The sequence below is a fragment of the Cohnella sp. OV330 genome (assembly GCF_900112065.1).
In the GTDB taxonomy this organism is placed as follows: Bacteria; Bacillota; Bacilli; order Paenibacillales; family Paenibacillaceae; genus Cohnella.
Genome location: NZ_FOKE01000003.1, coordinates 566,249 through 584,639, shown reverse-complemented (window position 1 = coordinate 584,639; position 18,391 = coordinate 566,249). Strand labels below are relative to the sequence as shown.

The 18,391-nt window shown below is 61.9% G+C and carries 14 protein-coding genes; 4 read left to right on the top strand and 10 right to left on the bottom strand.

Translation table 11 applies throughout. The features are described from left to right. Positions 1 to 129: 129 nt before the first annotated feature. The 6 genes from BM235_RS09500 to BM235_RS09475 form a co-directional block, all read right to left on the bottom strand. Complete coding sequence (locus BM235_RS09500; protein ID WP_090112003.1) at positions 130 to 594, bottom strand: DinB family protein; 465 nt, start codon at positions 592 to 594, stop codon at positions 130 to 132. Between the two features lie 131 nt (positions 595 to 725). Continuing rightward, a complete protein-coding gene (locus tag BM235_RS09495; protein WP_090112001.1) occupies positions 726 to 926 on the bottom strand; it encodes a CLC_0170 family protein in 201 nt (66 codons plus the stop codon). A 27-nt stretch (positions 927 to 953) separates the two neighbouring features. Then, positions 954 to 2,204 carry a Ger(x)C family spore germination protein gene (locus tag BM235_RS09490; protein ID WP_090111999.1) on the bottom strand — a complete coding sequence of 417 codons (1,251 nt, stop codon included), beginning with the start codon at positions 2,202 to 2,204 and terminating at the stop codon, positions 954 to 956. Next, positions 2,194 to 3,297, bottom strand: a complete 1,104-nt coding sequence (locus BM235_RS09485) for a GerAB/ArcD/ProY family transporter (protein WP_090111997.1) — start codon at positions 3,295 to 3,297, stop codon at positions 2,194 to 2,196. Before BM235_RS09485 ends, BM235_RS09490 begins: the two co-directional genes overlap by 11 nt. A gap of 5 nt (positions 3,298 to 3,302) precedes the next feature. Beyond that, positions 3,303 to 4,964: a spore germination protein gene (locus BM235_RS09480; RefSeq protein ID WP_255374262.1), complete on the bottom strand. Its 1,662-nt coding sequence runs from the start codon at positions 4,962 to 4,964 to the stop codon at positions 3,303 to 3,305. A gap of 176 nt (positions 4,965 to 5,140) precedes the next feature. Beyond that, entirely contained in the window at positions 5,141 to 8,008 is a 2,868-nt protein-coding gene (locus BM235_RS09475; RefSeq protein WP_090111994.1) for a family 78 glycoside hydrolase catalytic domain, read from the bottom strand. Between the two features lie 437 nt (positions 8,009 to 8,445). On the opposite strand from BM235_RS09475, the gene BM235_RS09470 reads away from it, so the two are divergent. Then, positions 8,446 to 9,354 (top strand): AraC family transcriptional regulator, encoded by a 909-nt coding sequence (locus tag BM235_RS09470; protein WP_158543714.1) that lies wholly within the window; start codon positions 8,446 to 8,448, stop codon positions 9,352 to 9,354. A gap of 154 nt (positions 9,355 to 9,508) precedes the next feature. Here BM235_RS09470 and BM235_RS09465 read toward each other — a convergent pair whose 3' ends face one another. Beyond that, positions 9,509 to 12,124, bottom strand: a complete 2,616-nt coding sequence (locus BM235_RS09465) for a glycoside hydrolase family 2 protein (RefSeq protein WP_158543713.1) — start codon at positions 12,122 to 12,124, stop codon at positions 9,509 to 9,511. Positions 12,125 to 12,269: 145 nt separating this feature from the next. On the opposite strand from BM235_RS09465, the gene BM235_RS09460 reads away from it, so the two are divergent. Both BM235_RS09460 and BM235_RS09455 read left to right on the top strand, forming a co-directional pair. Further along, positions 12,270 to 13,295 (top strand): LacI family DNA-binding transcriptional regulator, encoded by a 1,026-nt coding sequence (locus BM235_RS09460; protein WP_090111988.1) that lies wholly within the window; start codon positions 12,270 to 12,272, stop codon positions 13,293 to 13,295. Between the two features lie 125 nt (positions 13,296 to 13,420). Further along, positions 13,421 to 13,837, top strand: a complete 417-nt coding sequence (locus BM235_RS09455) for a pyridoxamine 5'-phosphate oxidase family protein (RefSeq protein WP_090111987.1) — start codon at positions 13,421 to 13,423, stop codon at positions 13,835 to 13,837. Positions 13,838 to 14,321: 484 nt separating this feature from the next. Here the strand turns inward: BM235_RS09455 and BM235_RS09450 are convergent, their stop codons facing one another. Then, entirely contained in the window at positions 14,322 to 14,882 is a 561-nt protein-coding gene (locus tag BM235_RS09450; protein WP_090112287.1) for an NUDIX hydrolase, read from the bottom strand. A 2-nt stretch (positions 14,883 to 14,884) separates the two neighbouring features. Beyond that, positions 14,885 to 15,682, bottom strand: a complete 798-nt coding sequence (locus BM235_RS09445; RefSeq protein WP_090111985.1) for a Cof-type HAD-IIB family hydrolase — start codon at positions 15,680 to 15,682, stop codon at positions 14,885 to 14,887. 180 nt (positions 15,683 to 15,862) lie between these two features. On the opposite strand from BM235_RS09445, the gene BM235_RS09440 reads away from it, so the two are divergent. Beyond that, a complete protein-coding gene (locus BM235_RS09440; protein ID WP_255374261.1) occupies positions 15,863 to 17,494 on the top strand; it encodes an MDR family MFS transporter in 1,632 nt (543 codons plus the stop codon). A gap of 132 nt (positions 17,495 to 17,626) precedes the next feature. Here the strand turns inward: BM235_RS09440 and BM235_RS09435 are convergent, their stop codons facing one another. Beyond that, the gene (locus BM235_RS09435) at positions 17,627 to 18,202 is read right to left on the bottom strand and encodes a 5' nucleotidase, NT5C type (protein ID WP_090111980.1); all 576 of its coding nucleotides are present in this window, start codon (positions 18,200 to 18,202) and stop codon (positions 17,627 to 17,629) included. Positions 18,203 to 18,391: the final 189 nt, after the last annotated feature.

The following is an 18,391-nucleotide window of genomic DNA, read 5'->3' as shown; positions in this document are numbered from 1 at the left end:
GATAGTAAGCTTCTATCATACCGGATCGGCGCAGCGTTGTGGATAGGGATAATGTTCCATTTTTGAACAGATGATTAATTATTGAACAATTGATTAATTCGCGCAGGTCACAAGCAGATCACACGCGGATCAATCGATATTCATCGCCCGTAGATGGTGTTCCAAATGCAGTACGTAGTCTTCCGCCCACAGCTCGAGCGTGATCGTCGTACCGTCCGGGCGCAAAAACGTCCACTCGCCGCCACCCTCGGGCAAGCCGGCCCATACGTCGGCGATCCGCGTATTCAGGGCGAGCCATAAGCTCAGCACATGGTCGTAAGACGCCGCCTGATAACGCTGTCCGCTCACCCAATCGTCCTGTGCGTAGGGCGTCAGCGGCAACGGCTGGGGCTCGATCCGAATCCGAACGAACCGCATCAGGTTATGCAGCGCCGAGTCGCACAGATGCCCCAGAATCTCGAGCTGGGACCACCTGCCCGGCTCCGGCCGTACCTTCAGCGCTTCCTCGGATCTGTCCGCCAGCAGCGGCGGCAGCTCCCGGATCCATCCGCGCAGCCTGGCTTCGGCCTCGCGCACCGTCATCGTTTTCGTCATTCAAGTCCCCCTCTTCCTCCAGGAATATGAACTTGATTGTAACGAATCCCGCGGCTTCGCGGGATGAAAGTTATCGATCGCGACGATCGATGCTGCCGATTCGGCCGCTGCGCCGGCGCCGAGCGCCTTCGTTACACCACCCATTCCCGAATCAGGAAGACGACGCCGAGCGAGATGTTCAGCCAGCCCGCGAACCGGGCGAACCGCTCGTCCTTCCGCCTTCCGGCCTCCTTGCACCGGCGCGCGTCCACCAAGAGCACCAACGCGCCGGCCACGAGCCAAATGGGGATCGAAAACGCGTAATAATTGACGCCTTGGCCGAATATCGGCATGCGGCCTCGTCCTCCTTTCCCGCGCCGTCATTCGGCCTTCATGCCGATCCGGCGGATTTTCATGTCGATGTCGATCTTGTATTCGATCTCCTTGTACATGCGCTGCCATCGCTCCTTCGTGCGCACGTTCCTGTTCCAGTAGCCCGGGGCTTTTGCCCTGACGTATTCCCCCAAGCCGAGCACGTCCGAACCGAGCGACTGCGATTGCCCGATAAATTCCTCGATCAGCTTTTTGGCGCCCGCCATTTGGCTTTGCTCGATCTCCCGAATTGTCGTCGGGTCCTGGATGTTCAGCTCGTCGTTTAATTTTTCCTCCAAATTGAGCTCGAACGCCATTTTGAAATTGAAAAAAGGCTTGCCGTCGCGAAGCTCGAAGGTCGTCTTGGACTCGCGGTGCGTGACGTGCGTCATGACCTCCGTGCCGTTTACCTTGACGAACGCGCTGTATCCGCCAGGATTGTTGCCCTTAAGCGCCATGTATACGGCGATGCCGAGCGGCTTCGTCGCGCCGACCATCCGGCTGTCCTGGAACAGCGCCAGCCCCTTCGTCTGCAAGGTCTGGTTTTTTTTCAACTTCACGTAGGGCAGGAAGCCCTCCTGCCCCAGCTTCGACTTGCGGCTCCAATAGATGCCGATATAGTCCTGCGGAAACTTGCCCATGCGTATGCCCTCGTCGAGCGTCGTCATCAGGTACAAGGAAGGGACCCGCTCCAGCTTCGGCGAAGCCTTCATGAGGGACAGCGCCTCCCCTTCGGACACCATCATCCAGGCCATGCGCCGCACCTCGGAGTTGCGATGGAAGTAGTCGTCGATGTTTTCCAAGCCGAATCGGGCCATCTCCTCCGAGACGACGATGACCCGCAGATGACCGAAAAACAGCCTGGCGGACAGTTCCTGCTGCAAATTCATGAGCGCGTCGTTGACGGAATGGCCCACGACGTCGACGACCCATACCGTTTTCTGCGGATCGTTGCCGCCGCCGCCGCCGCTCTCCCCGGGACCGAGCGGGATCCGGCCCGGCAGCGCCAGCTGCACGCCGACGCGTATCAAGTCCGACGCGGGCGGGCCGAGCCCCTTCACGTAATGCGTGACCGATTCTTCCTCGTTCTCCGCTTCGGGGGGCGCCTTATCGATCGATACCCCAAGCACGATGGCCCGGTCTTCGATCTCGGTTCTGTCCCAGCATCCGCACAGCAGCGCGGCCGCTAGCAGCAGCGGGCAGGCCCGCGCCGTCCTTCGCACGATGCCCCGGAAGGGACGAGGCGCATCAGCGTTCATGCGCGCTCCCCCTTTTTTTGCGTACCCAGGCGATCACCAGCAAAAGCCCCGGATAGACCGTCGTCAGCGCCAATCCGACCTTGCCCACGTTCAGGACGGCCTCGTACATCTTGACGATGTTGGCCGGCACCATCGCAAGCACGAAGACGAAGGGGAGCAAAAAGAAGGTGAAGATACGCGGTTCTTCGAGACGAAGCAGCTGCTTGAGCGATTGGCTGGTCAAGTAGTAGCTGGAGAGGAGCGTCGTGAAGACCGCCGTGACCCATACCGCCAGAAATGCGCCGTCCAGCCGCTCCAGCACGTTGGCAGGCAAGGAGGTCGCTTTGGCCAGTTCCAACGTGGGCCACAGCAGCTTCCGGGTTTCCTGCGCCCCGAAGACGCCCACGACGGCGATGACGATGACGACGTACAAGCCGCCGGCGATCAGAATCGAGTACAGGCTGACACTGAGCGCCTTGGCCGGCCTGCGCATGGCGGGAATGACGATCGTCATGACGAACGAGCCCTGGAACAGCGCGGCGATCGTCAGGATGCCTTGGAGCATGCCTTCGGGCTTGTTGCCCCAGAAAGGCTGCAGATTGAGCAGCTCGGCGTTTTTAAGCGACAGCGCGACGATCAGCAGTACGGGCACGAGCAGCAGCGGTACATAGAAGAAATGGATGTACGCGAAGGTCGACATGGTGTTGCGGGCGGAGATCGCTGCGAGCATCAGCATGACGATGACCGTCACTTCGACCGGCGTCTGCTTCAAGACGGACGTGACCACCACCTCGCCGAACTCTCTGGCGGTCAACGAAGTGAGCAGCGCAAAAAAAACGATGAGGCACGCGCCGATCGCGCGCGCCGGCCACTTGCCGATCAGCCGCTCGCTGTATTGAATGATCGACTGATCGGGAAAGCGCATGCCCAGCGCGGCCACGAACAACAGTCCGATCAAGGCGCAGACGCTTCCCAGCAGCGTCACCAGCGGGCCGCCGGTATCCGCCGCCCGAACTGCGAACAGCGGCAAGGGGAGCACGCCGACGCCGATGATCGTGCTGACCAGAACCGCCGACGCCTGCGTGGCGGTGACGTCCCGCGTTGCCTTCGTCATGGTTGTCATTCCTTTGCGGTTGATGTTGGGGACGCGCCGCCTTCCTCGCCGATCGTCTCAGGCGGCTCGGTCATCTCCGGACCGACGCGGACGCGATCGCCCGGCTTCAAAAATGCGGGACGGCGCTTCATCCACCAGAGGGGTCCGCGGATGAGCACGTCCTTCATCCCTTCGAAGTTGACCGGCACGAGCGGGCTCAGATAAGGCACGCCGAACGACTTGAGCGACAGCAAATGGTTGGCGATCAGGATCAAGCCGATCATGACGCCGTATAGACCGAATATGCCTGCGATGATGATCAGGGGGAATCGCAGCAGGCGCAGTGCCAGCGCCGCGTTGTACGCCGGCGTCGCGAACGATCCGATCGTCGTCAACGCGATGATGACGACCGTGATCGGACTGGCGAAGCCCGCGGCCACGGCGGCCTGGCCGATGACGAGCACGCCGACGATGGACAGCGCGCCGCCGACCTGCTGCGGCAGCCGGATCGTCGCCTCCCGCAGCACCTCCATCGAGATCTCGATGATCAGCACCTCGACGACCGCCGGCCACGGGACGCCCGCACGGCCGCCGGCCACCGCGACGGCGAACTCGGTCGGGATCAACTCGGGATTAAACGAGATGACGGAGACATAGATGGAAGGAAAGACGAGAGAGAACACGAGCGCCACGAGACGCGCCATCCGGATCGCGCTCATCTGCATGAACCGTTCGGTGTAGTCTTCGACCGCTTGATAGAACTGGTTGAACACGGTCGGCACGATCAGCGCCAGCGGCGATCCGTCCACCAGAATCGCGACTCTGCCTTCCAGCAGGTTCGCCACGACTTTGTCCGGCCGTTCAGTATATTGGACCTGGGGAAACGGCGACCACTGGTTATCCTCGATGTACTGCTCCAAATAACCCGAATCGAGTACCGCGTCGATGTCGATCGCGCCGATCCGCCGTTCGACCTCCGCCAGCAGCGCAGGGTCGGTCAATCCGTCCATGTAGCAAATGACGACTTTCGAACGCGTTTTACGACCGACCGTCAGCTGCCTCATCCGAAGCTCGGCGGCCTGAAGGCGGTAGCGGATGAGCGCCAGGTTCGGACCGATCGGTTCGACGAAGCCCTCGCGGGGGCCGCGAATGACCTGCTCCGTGCCGGGCTGGTCGATGCCCCGCTTGTCGATCTGCCGGGTGCCGATGACGAGCGCGGCGTTCGAGCCGTCCGCAACCAGTACCGTATCCCCGTGAAGGAGGCCCTGGATGAGCGCGTCGAAGTCCTCCGTCTCGCTGCAGTCGGTATGCCATAACGCTTCGTTCGCCAGACGGTCCATCAGCCGCTGCGCAGTCCAATCGGACAGGTCCGAGCCGGGGGGAGCGCTCATCGCGGGCTTCAGGATCGTTTCGTTCAACGCCGCCTGGTCGAGCATGTTGGGAAAGAAGAGCATGGCCGCCGGGAAGGTGCCGAAGATCCGGAACCGGCGAACCGATAGCGTCGTATCCGTGCCCAGCACGTCGGTAACGTCGGCAAGCAGTTCGGCCAGCCGCCCATTCAGCGGCTTGCGGACCGGCGATCCGTCCCCGCGCCCGGAGTCCGGTTCGGAAGGGCTCTCTGACTGCCCGCGGTTGCCCCGGCGAGTCTTGCCGGACAGAAGATGCGTACGATTTCCGAACAAAGGCAATTCGAGTCTCTCCCCGAGAGCTGACATAGATCCAGAGTGTTATGCAGTGTCGGCTATCCGCGGGTCGTTTAAACCGGTGGCTGCGCGCGTGTATAAATTAAAAAAGCTCTCCCCGCGGTACGATTGCGTACCGTGAGGAGAGCGATAATGCCCCGTTTCCTTGACCAAAGTCCTTCTTAACTCAAATACGATACCTGCGTCACGTCGCCTTCCATTCCTTCGGGCAGCGTGAGGTTCACCTGGATATCCTCGGGCGCCTCGATCCGCACCTTCAGCTTGCCGGCGGACACGACCTCCCAGCTCACCGCGATATGTCCGCCTTGCGGCAGCGGCACGACCCCTTCCGCCCAGGTCAGATCGCACGGCTGCGGCGCGACTTCGACCGACCGCCAACCTTCCGCTCCCCGCTTGACGCCGAGAATGCTCGAGCCCAGGAAATAGCCGGGCGCCGCCGACCAAGCATGACAATGGCTGCGGGTCAGCATGTCCGGATTGCTCCGGTTTTCCGCGAAGTTCGGGTACATCTCCCAGCAGGTCGTCGCGCCGTATCGCAGCATCTGGCCGTAGTTGTGCCGAATGTCGTCCAGCATCAGCCTTTGTCGGCCAGCCTGCTCAAGCGCCTCGTAGTAGAAGAACGACATAAACGGACTGCCGATCTGCACGAACGCGGGCGGCGGCGTCACGAGGTAGCTCTCGATGACGGTATGGCGATCGCCCTCCGCGACCCCGCACAGATACGCGACGACCTGCGTCTGCATGCTGTAAACGCCGGAGCGGCGTCCATCCGCATGGATGCAGTCGATATAGGCGCGCTTCTCCTCGTCCCACAACACCGCGTTGATCGCCTCTGCCAGACGATCGGCGCGCTCCGCGAACGCGTCGGCTTCCGCCGAGGCGCCGGCCGCGGCGGCGAGCTTCCGCGAATCCCGAAGCGCCTTGACCAGAAACAGGTTCTGGTGCGTGACGATGCCTTCGTTCGGCTGGTCGATCGGCGCCCAGTCCAGCAGGTTCCAGCCCGCCATGTTCAGCAGGCCGCTATCGTCGATATGCTTCAAGTAGCTCGTCAGCGTCAGCTTCACGGCAGGCCAGATACGGGCGGCGAAAGCGTCGTCCCCCGTGTGCTCGGCATATTCCCGGCAGGCGAGAATCCAGAAGAAGGTCCAGTTCGGAATGACGCTGCTCCAGGCGCTCGGCACTTGATCGAGATACAGCGGCGTCTCGTCCGCCGACCCCGGCACGAGATTCAGGCAGCGCTCCACGATCTCGGTCGCGCCGAACACGTAGTAGTTCACGAGCGCCTCGTTGCGGCTGTCGCCTACCCAGAATACCTGCTCGTAGGCCGGGCAGTCCACGAACGTATCCTCCATGCACAGCCGGGTCGTATGTCGGCTGATCTCCCACGCCTCGTTCAGCAGCGAATCCGAGCAGCGGAAGCGTCCTTGGTCAGCCACCGGATACGTGCTCTGACGGATATAAATCTCGTGCAGCTTGACCGGCGCGCTATTGCCCCTGACAGTCAAAATGAGGTAACGGAATCCGCGCCGGACGGGGGACACATACGACTGCCTGCCTTCGCGGCAAACATAGCGGAACGTATTTTCGAGACCGTACGTGTGCTGGATGTACCCTTCCCGCAAATACTCCACGCCATAAGCGTCGACGATCGTGCCGGCCGGCGCCTCCAGCTCGAAGCCGACGTAGCCGGAGCGCTCCACGCCCAGATCGATGACCAGCTCGCAGTCCCCTTCTTCGAATACGGGCAGCACGCCAGGCTCGGGAACCGGCAAGATCGCGTTCAAGACGGACTTCGGCACCGCCCTGCGCTCGGCAAGCGTCTGCCAAACGTTCGCGCCGAATACATCTTCTTCGGTATACAGCGAGGGCTCGAACGGCTTGATCCAGGATGCATACGCCGCAAGCGCCGCGACGGTCGGAGCGGCTTCCGGAAGAGCGAGATAATCGGGATGATCCTTCCGCATCTGCTTGCCGGGCTTGTGGTCGAGCAGCTCTGCCCAATCGAACGTCCCGATCGACGCGAGCGGCGGCCCTTCGCCGGCAGGAGATCGCAGCGTGAAAGGCTCATCGCCGTCCATCGCGAGGTGGTAGCTGCCGCCGTGGTCGCTGCCTGTAACGTCGAAAACGACCAGATGCTCGCCCTCCGCCAGGTCCAACCGGTAGTACCGCTCCGGCTGCACGCCGGTCCATTCCGTCTGCCGTACGCCGTCGACCCACACGCCGTCATTGCGCACGCCCACGGGGAAGCCGAGCGTCACGACGCCGCTGCGTTCAAGCGTGACGACCGTCGCGACGTATCCGCAATATTCGATCCTGTTGGCATGATCGACGCTCTCCGGCACCATTTGATTGCGCAGGTCGAACGCTGCCGCGTAAGCCGGCGCCTTCACGCGGCTGAGCGACAGAATTGAGGCCGGGTACAGCTTTTCTTCCGTCAAAAAAGGAATATCGCGCGGGACCAGCGACGTCCATGGCGCCATGCCTGCGCTGCCGATCGCCTCCGCGCTTGGCCAGCCGCCGTCGTCGAACGCCGGCTCCGTCCAGCCTTCCGCCAACTCGCGCGCATCTACGACTTCCGCAAACGCCTGCTGGCAAGCCATCCGCGGCGAGTTGGATTGCTGCCCGCCCATACGCGCCGTCCGCCAGCCGGCATCCGTCGCCGCGAGCGTGCGGCCGTCGGCTTCAACCTCGGCGATCAGCCCCCCGCGTCCGCGCAGGTAATAGAAATTGGACACGCCGAAATGGAGCACCAGCACCGCGATCGTATTGCGGGAGCCAGGGCGCAGCTGCCCCCCGATGTCGTACGAGTCGAAAAACTGCTCCTTCGGCCAAGAGCGCACGGGCCCCCGCCCCACCTGCTCGCCGTTCACGAACAGCACGTACCTCGAATCCGCCGTAATATGCAGCATAACCGGCCCCTCGGCCGTCGCGGGCGCGTCGAAGTTCCCGCGGAAGCACCGCCACTCGTTGCGCGGACTTTCCTCTTCTCCTCCCCAGATCCACGAAGCGTTCCAATTCCTGCTTGCCATCGCGCTGCCTCCATCCCCGGCCTGCGGCCGAATGTCTTCATATCCTTCATTGTAGCTGCGCGTCCGCTCAAGAAAAGGGTTGATCCTGCCATCTAGTCGGTGTATCCTGCCATCATGGCCGACGATGGAGAAGACGGAGCGGCACGGCAGACGCATGAGGCGCCGTCGCCTTCACTACGAGAGGTGTTTCGGCTCGGGGGCACGCGGGATGGGTCATCGCCTTCACTACGAGAGGAGATTGGGCTCGGCGGCGCGCAAGATGCGTCATCGCCTTCACTACGAGAGGGGATTCGGTTCGGCGCCGCGCAGGATGCGCCATCGCCTTCTCTACGAGAGGCGTTTGGACCCGGCGGCGCGCAGGATGCGCCATCGCCTCCTCTACGAGAGGGCTTGGGCTCGCCGGGGCGAAGTTTGACATGGAGGAGAGTGGCAATGCGATGATTAAGCGGAGAATCGAAGTGACGCCTTCCCATATCTTTTTCGACGGGGAGCTGCCTTTTTACATCAATCGCGTATCCGAATCGTACGAGCTGGGCTATCACGCCCACGAGTTTACGGAGATCAGCTATGTCGGCGAGGGCGAGGGGCATCAATATATCGGCGAGGAGCGGCTACGCGTTCGCCGGGGCGACTTGTTCACGCTGCCGCTCGGCGCGTCTCATGTTTTTCGCCCGAGCTCGGCGAACGCTGGCCGGCCGCTCGTCGTGTACAACTTCCTCTTCGAAGCCGAGCGCATGTCCGAAGCGCTTCGCGGCTTCCCAGGGCTCGATCGGTTGGGCCGCGCGCTGGCTTGCTTGGACCTCGCTCCGGGAGATGGCGGCTGGCGGAAAATGCAGGACCGGACCGGCGCCTTCGAGGCGTTTTTCGCGGCAGCCTATCCGGAGTTCGTGGGGCGCCGGACGGGTTACCAGACGCGCATCTATGCGCTGTTCATCGTGCTGCTGACGGAGATCGAACGCAGGCTCGCAGACGAACCGCACGGTGCGCGCGCGGGGCATGCAGGCGGCTTGGAGGATGCGCTCTCCTTCATCCGCGCCTCCCTGGCCTCGCCGATCACGGCTTCGCAGGCCGCCGAAGCGGGCGGTATGAGCGAACGGCATTTCTACCGGCTCTTTGCCAAAGCAACGGGGCTCACCTTCGGCCAATACGTCCAGCGACTCCGGATTGAGCGGAGCTGCGAGCTGCTGCGGCGCACGCGCCTCTCCGTCCAAGAGGTAGCGGAGGCCGTAGGCTATCAAGACAGGGGCCACTTCCTGGATGTGTTCAAAAAAATAACGGGGCTCGCGCCCCGTTCGTACCGTTCTTCCTATGAGAAGCTGCCAGATGAGGGGGAACGCGGACAATAAGCGAGCAGCGTTTGGCGCCGTTGTGCAGTAAGACCGCATAATTTCGACCATCAAGCCCGTTTCCCGCGCCGTTGTGCGGTAAAACCGCATAACTCGGCTCGCCAGGCCCGTTTCCCGCGCCGTTGTGCGATCCTACCGTTTAACCCCGCTTCCTCTAGAAGCTCCGGAAGACCAGCTCCGGCTGCGCATCAGCCGCCGCGCCCACGTCTCCCGCCAGAAATCCGCCCGCGCGCTTGCGCCAGCAGGTGAAGACCACTTCGCGGCTCTCGCCGGGCAGCAAGGTAAAGTATAGATCATCGGCCGCCATCCACCAGCCGTTCGTCGTTTCCTCCGCGTGCACGTGCAGTGCCGCACGATCGCCGTCGTTCGCCAGCTTGAAGCGACGCGTTACTGCTTCGAGCCGTCCGCCTTCGGCCGACCAATCGTCGAGTGCCTCTGCCGTCAGGCGAACTCTATCGCCACCAGCCAGCGCAGGCGCATAGACGTCCCGCTCCAGCGTCGAGAAGAAATAATCGTTCGCATGCAGCACCGCGCCCGCAGAATCGAGCAGTTCGAGACGCAGCAGGAACAACGTCCCGAAGGCTTCCGTCACGAGCACGTGCAGATCGCCCGCATGCGCCGTATGCTCGCCGTCGACGCTCACGGCATCCGACTGCTCGTGCAGCAGTCCGCCGTCCATGCCGAGCAGCCGACTACGTACCGTCAATCCTACCGTCGCCGCATGAGCGCCCGCGAACAGCTTGACCTCGAACGTTTCCCCCGTCCGCCAGTTCAGCCGCTTGTACTCCGCCGACGAAAAGAACGGGCTGTACGCCCGGCGCGTCCAGTAATAAGCCATTTTGCTCTCGCCGTAGTAATCGACGAGGCTCGTGCTCGAAGCGTTCGGGTACGGCTCGTTCAGCTGCCAGATTACGCTGCCGCTGTTCTTGAACTGACGCCGCCGGTTCGCCTCCAGCACGAAGCGCAGCCCTTCCGCCTGAATCCACTGGCTCGCGCGGCTGAAGACGCCGATTTCGGCCCCGACTTCCGGTCCGAACAGCTCGATGTCCCGGTCGTACGTGTCCCACCATTCGCCGTGATGTCGCCAGACGAGGCTGTCGTTCATCGAGACCGGCCGCAGCTCGGACGCCGGCAGAAACTTTTTCAAGCTCTTGACCGCGCTCAAGCCGTCGACGCCGAATTCGCTGTGGAACAAATTGTCCACGTCTGAATACAGCTCGTAGTGACCCGGGTTGCCCTGGTATTTCCAATGGCCGTGCACGTCGTGGCTGACGCCTTTCTCGGGCGTGATATACTGCACCGGTCCGGACGCCGAAGTCGGGAGGAACAGCCGCCGCGGATCATGCGTCTCTACGAGCTTCTTCAGCATCGCCAGGTTCGCGTCTTCGTAAGTGGAAGGCACGTTCGGCTCGCTCATCAGCTCGTTGCCGCCGCTCCAGACGGTCAGCGAAACGTGATTGCGCTTCGTCTTCAAGGCGCTAACGGCGGTCAGCGCGATCAGCTCTAGGAACTCCGACCGCTTCGATGGAATGTTGTCGATGCCCGAGCTCGACTGGACGAACTCCTGCCATACAAGAAGACCGTGGCGGTCGCACAGGTCGTAAAAATACTCTTTTTCGATAATGCCGCCGCCCCAGACGCGCACCATGTTCACGCCCGCGCGTTTCATGAGCAGCACGTAATATTCATACTGCTCCGGCGTTACGTTACCGTACAGATGGTCGAGCGGCGTCATGTTGACGCCCCGGACGTAGATGCGCTTGCCGTTCACGACGAACGTATAAGGCAGCGCCTCCGCCGGGCTCTCCTCGTTTTGCGCATAAGACAACGAACGAATGCCTGTCTTAAGCTCGCGCTCATCCATGACGGCGCCATCCGCCAGCAGCGTCAGGCGCACGCCGTACAAAGGCTGCTCGCCATAGCCGTTCGGCTGCCAGAGGCGTACCTGATCGACGGGGATACGAAGCTCTCCCAGCTTGCCGTCCGCGTCCATCGGCGCTTCTCTATGCGCGACAATGACGCCTTCGGGATCGGTCACGTCGATTCGCAGCGTCAGCGCTTGCGCGTCGCCCGCAATTCCTTCAGCATCATCCGCAATCGCAAAGCCGCGAGCCGCAGCCGATATGAGGATCTCGCCTGTTCCGGCTTCAGGATCCGCGTCCGTCGTCACCGAGACGTCGTCGAGCGTCCAGGCCTCGTGCACGCGCAGCAGCACGTCGTCCCAAATGCCGATATTCACGAGCCGCGTGGAAAAGTCCCATTTATAGTTGAACCTGCTTTTTTGCGTATGCGTCCGCGAGGTCAGCCCGATCTGCGACATCTCGTCCGGCGCATGCTTGAACATGACGGTCACTTCCATCCGCTCCTGCGTGCGCGCGGCCTCGGTCACATCGAACACTGCTTCATGGTACATACCTTCGTGCTCGCCGAGCAGCTTGCCGTCCACGAACACCTGCGCCTCGTAATCGAGCCCCTTGAAGACGAGCTCCGTCCGTCCGCTCGCCGGCTTCGGGCAAGCGAAGGAGGCGCGGTACACCCACCACCGGTTTTCCACCCACTCGCACTTCCAGCTATTCAAGCCGAACCACGGGTCCTCGATCAGCCCTGCGCGCAGCAGGTCCGCATGCACGCCGCCCGGCACCGTCGCCGGCATCCAGTCGGTCACGCCCAGCAGCTCCTGGCCGATCTCCATGCTGCTCACCTTGAGCGGCACCCACGGCCAATAGCCTTTGACTTCCCATTTCTCGCCGTTCAGCAACCATTCCTTCATCTCTCGTACCGCCCCGTTCCTCGTCCGTATGTCTTCCTTCGCACACATCATAGAGCATTGCCTTGCGCGCATCAATTGACAAACGGCTTGACAAACTCCAATGTGTAAAGCAACAGCATCCCATCAGATTCGAGGTTAAACGACGATGAGCGGCAAAGTATCCATGCAACAGATCGCGGACGCGCTAGGCGTTTCCAAAAACGCCGTATCGCTGGCCCTAAGCGGCAAACCCGGCGTGAGCGAAGCGCTGCGCGACCTCGTATTCGAGACCGCGAACCGCCTCGGCTACCGGGCGCGGACGGACAAGGAAGGCCGGCGGACCCGCAACCTGCTCGTCCTCATTCCGAAGTATATCCGGCACGATCAAGGCTTCTACAGGGAGATCTATTGGGCAATCGACAGGCGGGCGAAGGAAACCGGGTGCACGGCGGTCCTGTGCGAGATTACGGAGCATATGGAGGAGGCGTTACGATTGCCGGAAGAATGGCATCTGGCCGTGTTCGAAGGCTTGCTGCTCGTCGGGGTCTTCCGCGAAGCTTACGTCCGCCATCTGTTAGACCTCGGGTCACCGCTCGTCATCGTCGATCACGACTACGATACGCTTAAACTCGACGCCGTCGTCACCGCCAATACGACCGAGGCTTACCGCATCGTGTCGTATCTGATCGGGCTCGGGCACCGGGAGATCGGCTTTATCGGCGCGATCGGCATGACGCGCAGCTTCATGGAGCGCTGGCTCGGTTATTGCCAAGCGATGAGCGAGGCCGGACTCGCCATCCCCGAGGCGTACTGCCTGACAGGCGAGGCGCCCCTTGCGACGCTCCATTCGCAGCCGTCCGAGGTGCAGGCTTGGCTTGAGGGGCTGGAGGGCTATCCGACGGCGTGGTTTTGCGCAAACGACCGCATCGCCGTCAACCTGATCGAGATGCTGACCGCGATGGGCGTGAAGATTCCCGGCGCTCTGTCCGTGGCGGCCTTCGACGATATCGAAGAGGCAGCCAGCGCGAATCCGCCCCTTACGACGGTCCAGGTTCAGCGCGAGCAGCTCGGCTACGAGGCCGTCGACTTCCTGATCCGCAAGATCGACTACGGCGGCAATCCGACCAAGCTTTCCATTTATGGCGCGTTTATCGAGCGCGCGTCCTGCGCCTCGCCATCCGGAGAACGCTGAAAATCTGCGCGATCCCGTTCCGAACCCCCGATGAGTCGCATTTATCAGGCCGGCGAGTGATTGGTTGGCGACTCCAAATTCCGGGTACGATAAACGAGACCAAAACTGGATGGGAGCTGATCCGTATGAGCGATCTGGAAAAGAAGCTGACAGAAACGATTGGTAAATATAAATTCGGGGCGTTCGCGACCGTCCACGACGGCCAACCTTCGCTGCGATATATGAGGGTGTTCAACGACGGGCTGACGATCCTGCTCGCGACGCACCGCGACACGCACAAGGTCGACGAGCTTAAGGCGAATCCGAAGGCGTCCCTGCTGCTCGGCCTGGAAGGCCGGATATGGCCGGGCGAGATCGTCGAGGTGCAAGGCGAGGTCGCGATCTCGACGGACGAGGAGCTGAAGTCGGAAGTGTGGAAAGGCTACTTCGAAAAGTGGCTCGACGGACCGCAGGATCCGGACTATGTCATCCTGAAGCTTGCGCCGACGCTCATTCTGTACACGGAGAAAGACGGGGAGCAGCAGACATGGCGCCCGTCGTGAACCCGCGCGTGCTGATTTAACAGAAGCAGTCCCGCTAAAAGAACCGCATAAAGGCAGGTCTGAAGCCGCCCCAGGCGACATCAGACCTGCCTTTATCATGCATCCACCGGCCATCGCCGGCAGTTACGCTGTCTTCCGAGGTAACTCCGCCAAATGCACCGGCCATCACCGGCAGTTAAGCTGTTTTTCGAGGCAACTCCGCCAAATGCACCGGCCACCACCGGCAGTTAAGCTGTTTTTCGAGGTAACTCCACCAAATGCACCCGCCCCCCCCCGGCAGTTACGCTGTTTTTCGAGGGAACTCCGCTAAATGCACCCGCAACCCCGGCAGTTACGCTGTTTTTCGAGGCAACTCCGCCGAATGCACCGGCTACCCCGGCAGTTACGCTGTTTTTCGAGGGAACTCCGCCAAATGCACCGGACATCACCGGCAGTTACGCTGTTTTTCGAGGTAACTCCCCGTTCCGAACCGGTCAAATGTGCTTCAGCACCTGAACAACCCGTACCCCGGCAGCGGCACGATCGGCGCTTCGTCGACGGCAAGGCCCGCGGAACCGCCGCGCTTCATCGCCACGTCGACAAGCCAGCGCGTGAACGGCGCGACGTTCATCGTCTCCAGCTCCTCCAGCGAGTAGAAACCCGCCGCGTCCACCTCCACGCCGTCCGGCACCGGCTCGCCGCCGACGTACGTCATCGTGAAAGCGACGTACAAGTTGTGCACGACTCTCGGCTGATCCCGCAGCGCCGCGACGCCCGTCACGGCCGCTTCGATGCCGGTCTCCTCCAACACCTCGCGCCGCACCGTCTCGTGAATCTGCTCCAGCTGCTCCGCGTATCCGCCCGGATTCGTCCAGTACCCTTTGCCAGGCTCCTGCGCCCTGCGCACGAGAAGGATCTTGCCGTCGCGCTCCACGAGCGCGCCGACGCCGATGCTGTAATTGCCCCAATGCACGAAGCTGCATGCCGTGCAGGCGCGCCGCGGCGTGCCGTCGACGTCGCGCGTCTCCATAGGGGATCCGCACGACGAACAAAACTTCACTTCCATGCTCATACCGTCGCCTCTTTCCCCTCCGGAATGCATTTCGCATAAACAAGCCCCTGACGAATGCCGCCTTCGTCCGCGCGCCCCGTCACGTAATCCGCATGCGCCAGCAGCTCGGGATGGCTGTTGCCCATCGCGATGCCGAGACCGACGAGCTCCAGCATTTCCTTGTCGTTCAGGCCGTCACCGAAGGCGATCGCTTCTTCCGCTCGAATGCCGAGCGCGTCCAGCATGGCCTGAATGCCCTCGGCTTTGGAACCGGTATGCGGCAGCACGTCCAGCGCGTTCGGATGCCAGCGGATGAACCGCAAACCCGGCAGCTCCGGCAAGTACGCCGCTTCTTCGCCGTCCGCGCAGTGGAGGAACACCTGATAGATCCCCTCTCCCCGCCAGAAATCGGCATTGAACCCCGGCCGTTCCACGCGCAGCGAATCGACCGCTTTCCAGACGCCGGCGTCGTCTTCGCGGTTCGTATTGTAGGCGGCTTTGCCCTGGAATACGAGCGGATGCCCCGCGCGTCCCGACAGCTCCACGAGCTTTTCCAAATCGCCGATCGGAATGTGCCTGTCATAAAGCTCCTTGCCCTTGTACACTACATAGCCGCCGTTCAGGCTGACGAACGATTCGATGCCGAGCTCCTCCAGCAGCCATTTAAAAAAGTACGGCGCGCGTCCGGTCGCGATGACCGGCTCGATCCCGCTTGCCTTCAACTCGGCGATCGCGAGGCGCGTATCCTCGGGAATGCGTTTTTCCTCGTCCAGCAGCGTTCCGTCGATATCGAAAAACACGATTTTGTAGCTCATGCTCGCTCCCCATCCTAAATCCGTCTATTCTGAACCGTTCCTCTTATCATCTAACAAAATCGTCCCTTCGTAAACGGAAATCTCGCGAATACTGACAGACTGTTGTCAAGGACGCTCCCATACAATGAGAACAGACAGCAAGAACGAACAGAACCAAACCAGCGCAAAGGAATGATTCGAGTGGTACGAAAAACGCAAAACACCGGCATCGTGATCGCAGGGCTCCTGCTCTCCATCCTGATGGCCTCGATGGACAACTCCATCACCGCGACGGCCATGGGCTCCATCATCGGAGAGCTTGGCGGTCTCGACAAATTCGTATGGGTAACGTCGGCCTACATGGTCGCGGAAATGGCGGGCATGCCGATCTTCGGCAAACTGTCGGATATGTACGGGCGCAAGCGCTTCTTCGTCTTCGGCGTCATCTGCTTCATGGTCGGCTCGGCTCTCTGCGGCACGGCCGATTCGATCTTGCAGCTTAGCCTGTACCGGGCCGTCCAGGGGATCGGGGCGGGCGCGCTCGTGCCGATCGCCTTCACCATCATGTTCGACGCCGTGCCGCCGGAGAGCCGAGGCAAGCTAGGCGGCCTGTTCGGCGCGGTGTTCGGCCTCTCCAGCATTTTCGGGCCTCTGCTCGGCGCCTACATCACGGATCATATCGGGTGGAACTGGATCTTTTATATCAACCTGCCGCTCGGGCTGATCGCGTTCGCCATGATCGCCTTCTTCTACAAAGAATCGGCGCAGCACGACCGCCAGGTCATCGATTGGACCGGCGCCGCCTCGCTCGTCGGCACGATCGTCTGCCTCGTGTTCGCCATGGAGCTCGGCGGCAAGACGTTCGCCTGGGACTCCGCGGAAATTATCGGCTTGTTCGCCGGGTCTGCCGCGCTCGCGCTGCTGTTCGTATGGGCGGAGCGGCGCGCCGCCGAGCCGATCATCTCGTTCGCGATGTTCCGCAGCAGGCTGTACGCGACGAGCAATGCGCTGGCCATGCTGAGCGGCGCGGCCTTCATTACCGCGTCCGTGTACATTCCCATTTACATGCAAGGCGTCTTGGGCGGCTCCGCCACGAACTCGGGGATGGTCCTGTTGCCGATGATGCTGGGCACGGTCGTGACCGCGACGCTCGGCGGCAGCCTTCTTAACAAGCTGTCTTACCGCACGATCCTCATCCCGAACGTCGTCATCCTCGTTGCCGGCATCGCGCTGCTGACGACGCTGACCGCGGATACGCCGCGCTGGATCGTCACGGTCTACATGGTGCTCGTCGGACTCGGCGTCGGCGCGACCTTCTCCGTGCTGGGCAATGCCGCCATCCACGCCCTGCCGGCCAACAAGCGCGGCTCCGCCAGCTCAACGCTGAATTTCCTGCGCTCGCTCGGCATGACGCTCGGCATCACCGTGTTCGGCATCATCCAGAGCCACGCGATGGCCCGCAAGCTGTCGGATGCGCTGGGAGCCGGCTCGCTCGGCGGCGACGCGGCCGCAGACGGTACGGCGGCGACGGCCGGCGACACGGGAGCCGGCTCCTTGGGCGGCGCCGCGGCGAGCGGAGGCGGCAGCGCCGGACCCGATAGCCTTGGCGGTCTCAACCTGAGTGACCCGCATGCGCTGATGGAGCCCGCGGCCCGCGCGCACATTCCGCACGACCTGCTGGCGAAGGTCACCGACGGCCTCTCGTCCTCCATCTCGGCCACCTTCATGTGGAGCCTCATCCCGGCCGTGCTGGCGCTCGCCGCCGCGCTGCTCATGAGCCGCGAGCGCATGGACCCGGCCGCCGAAGCCGAAGCGTACGCCGCGCAGCACTAGTACCGCGCAGCAAGAGCCCGTGTACGCCTAGCAGGCGCCTACGGGCTTTTCTTTTGGCAAGTCGCAGTACGCGCTAGTCGGTATAAAACCGTATCAACCGTTGAATTTGCGAAGCGGCTGTCCTGACTCTCGTTATTTAAGCCGGGATATATTCAACAACCCCAACAATTCGCCCCATGAATGAATGCGAGGCGCGTCCAAATGCCGGTTGTACGGCTGATCGCGGATGTATACCTTCATCGCCAGCTCGGCTAACGTATCGATGACCGCGGGCTTATCGTCGAAATAATAATCGAGCGCGAGCTCGCGGATCACATGCACCTTTTCCGCGTCGCCCATGCCGCAATAAAATCTGCCGGGGCGCACCGGGAACCCCGCCGCCGTCAGCCATTCAAGCGTCCTGTCGCAATGTCCCTGCGCCCGGGCGGTGATGTAGTAAATCTCGTGCCCCTGCCGATCCAGCTCCGTCAGCGCTTCTACTGCATCTGGATAAGGCGGGCAATCGCTGAAGTAGATCGTCTCGCGCAGCTCGCCCCACATCCGCTTGCCTTCTTCCGCGGACAGGCCGAAGGCCTCGTGAATGGGAATGCAGTTCAGCTCGCGCATACGCGCGATATCGACCTGCGTGCCAAGCTTCCGGTTGTATAAATGAAAGGCGTGCTCGCGCAGATTGATCAGCGTGTCGTCAATGTCGAAGCCGAGTTTCATGAGGTTCTCTCCGTATTGTTGGACTTTCCGCTTATTTTACCAAATTCGGGCGTATCGTCCTAATGACCTCCCTCTGCGACGTTCCGCCGGTCCCGCATAATCAAGCAGCGGCGGATTCAGGCATACGGGAATAGCACAATTTTGCGCTATTTCCGAGCCCCAAGGTAGTTGCAGACGAAGACGCGGATC

Bases quoted from the DNA above. Each gene is read 5' to 3' on its own strand.
- BM235_RS09500 (WP_090112003.1), bottom strand. From the start codon at position 594: ATGACGAAAACGATGACGGTGCGCGAGGCCGAAGCCAGGCTGCGCGGA.
- BM235_RS09495 (WP_090112001.1), bottom strand. From the start codon at position 926: ATGCCGATATTCGGCCAAGGCGTCAATTATTACGCGTTTTCGATCCCC.
- BM235_RS09490 (WP_090111999.1), bottom strand. From the start codon at position 2,204: ATGAACGCTGATGCGCCTCGTCCCTTCCGGGGCATCGTGCGAAGGACG.
- BM235_RS09485 (WP_090111997.1), bottom strand. From the start codon at position 3,297: ATGACGAAGGCAACGCGGGACGTCACCGCCACGCAGGCGTCGGCGGTT.
- BM235_RS09475 (WP_090111994.1), bottom strand. From the start codon at position 8,008: ATGGCAAGCAGGAATTGGAACGCTTCGTGGATCTGGGGAGGAGAAGAG.
- BM235_RS09470 (WP_158543714.1), top strand. From the start codon at position 8,446: ATGATTAAGCGGAGAATCGAAGTGACGCCTTCCCATATCTTTTTCGAC.
- BM235_RS09465 (WP_158543713.1), bottom strand. From the start codon at position 12,124: ATGAAGGAATGGTTGCTGAACGGCGAGAAATGGGAAGTCAAAGGCTAT.
- BM235_RS09460 (WP_090111988.1), top strand. From the start codon at position 12,270: ATGAGCGGCAAAGTATCCATGCAACAGATCGCGGACGCGCTAGGCGTT.
- BM235_RS09455 (WP_090111987.1), top strand. From the start codon at position 13,421: ATGAGCGATCTGGAAAAGAAGCTGACAGAAACGATTGGTAAATATAAA.
- BM235_RS09450 (WP_090112287.1), bottom strand. From the start codon at position 14,882: ATGGAAGTGAAGTTTTGTTCGTCGTGCGGATCCCCTATGGAGACGCGC.
- BM235_RS09445 (WP_090111985.1), bottom strand. From the start codon at position 15,682: ATGAGCTACAAAATCGTGTTTTTCGATATCGACGGAACGCTGCTGGAC.
- BM235_RS09435 (WP_090111980.1), bottom strand. From the start codon at position 18,202: ATGAAACTCGGCTTCGACATTGACGACACGCTGATCAATCTGCGCGAG.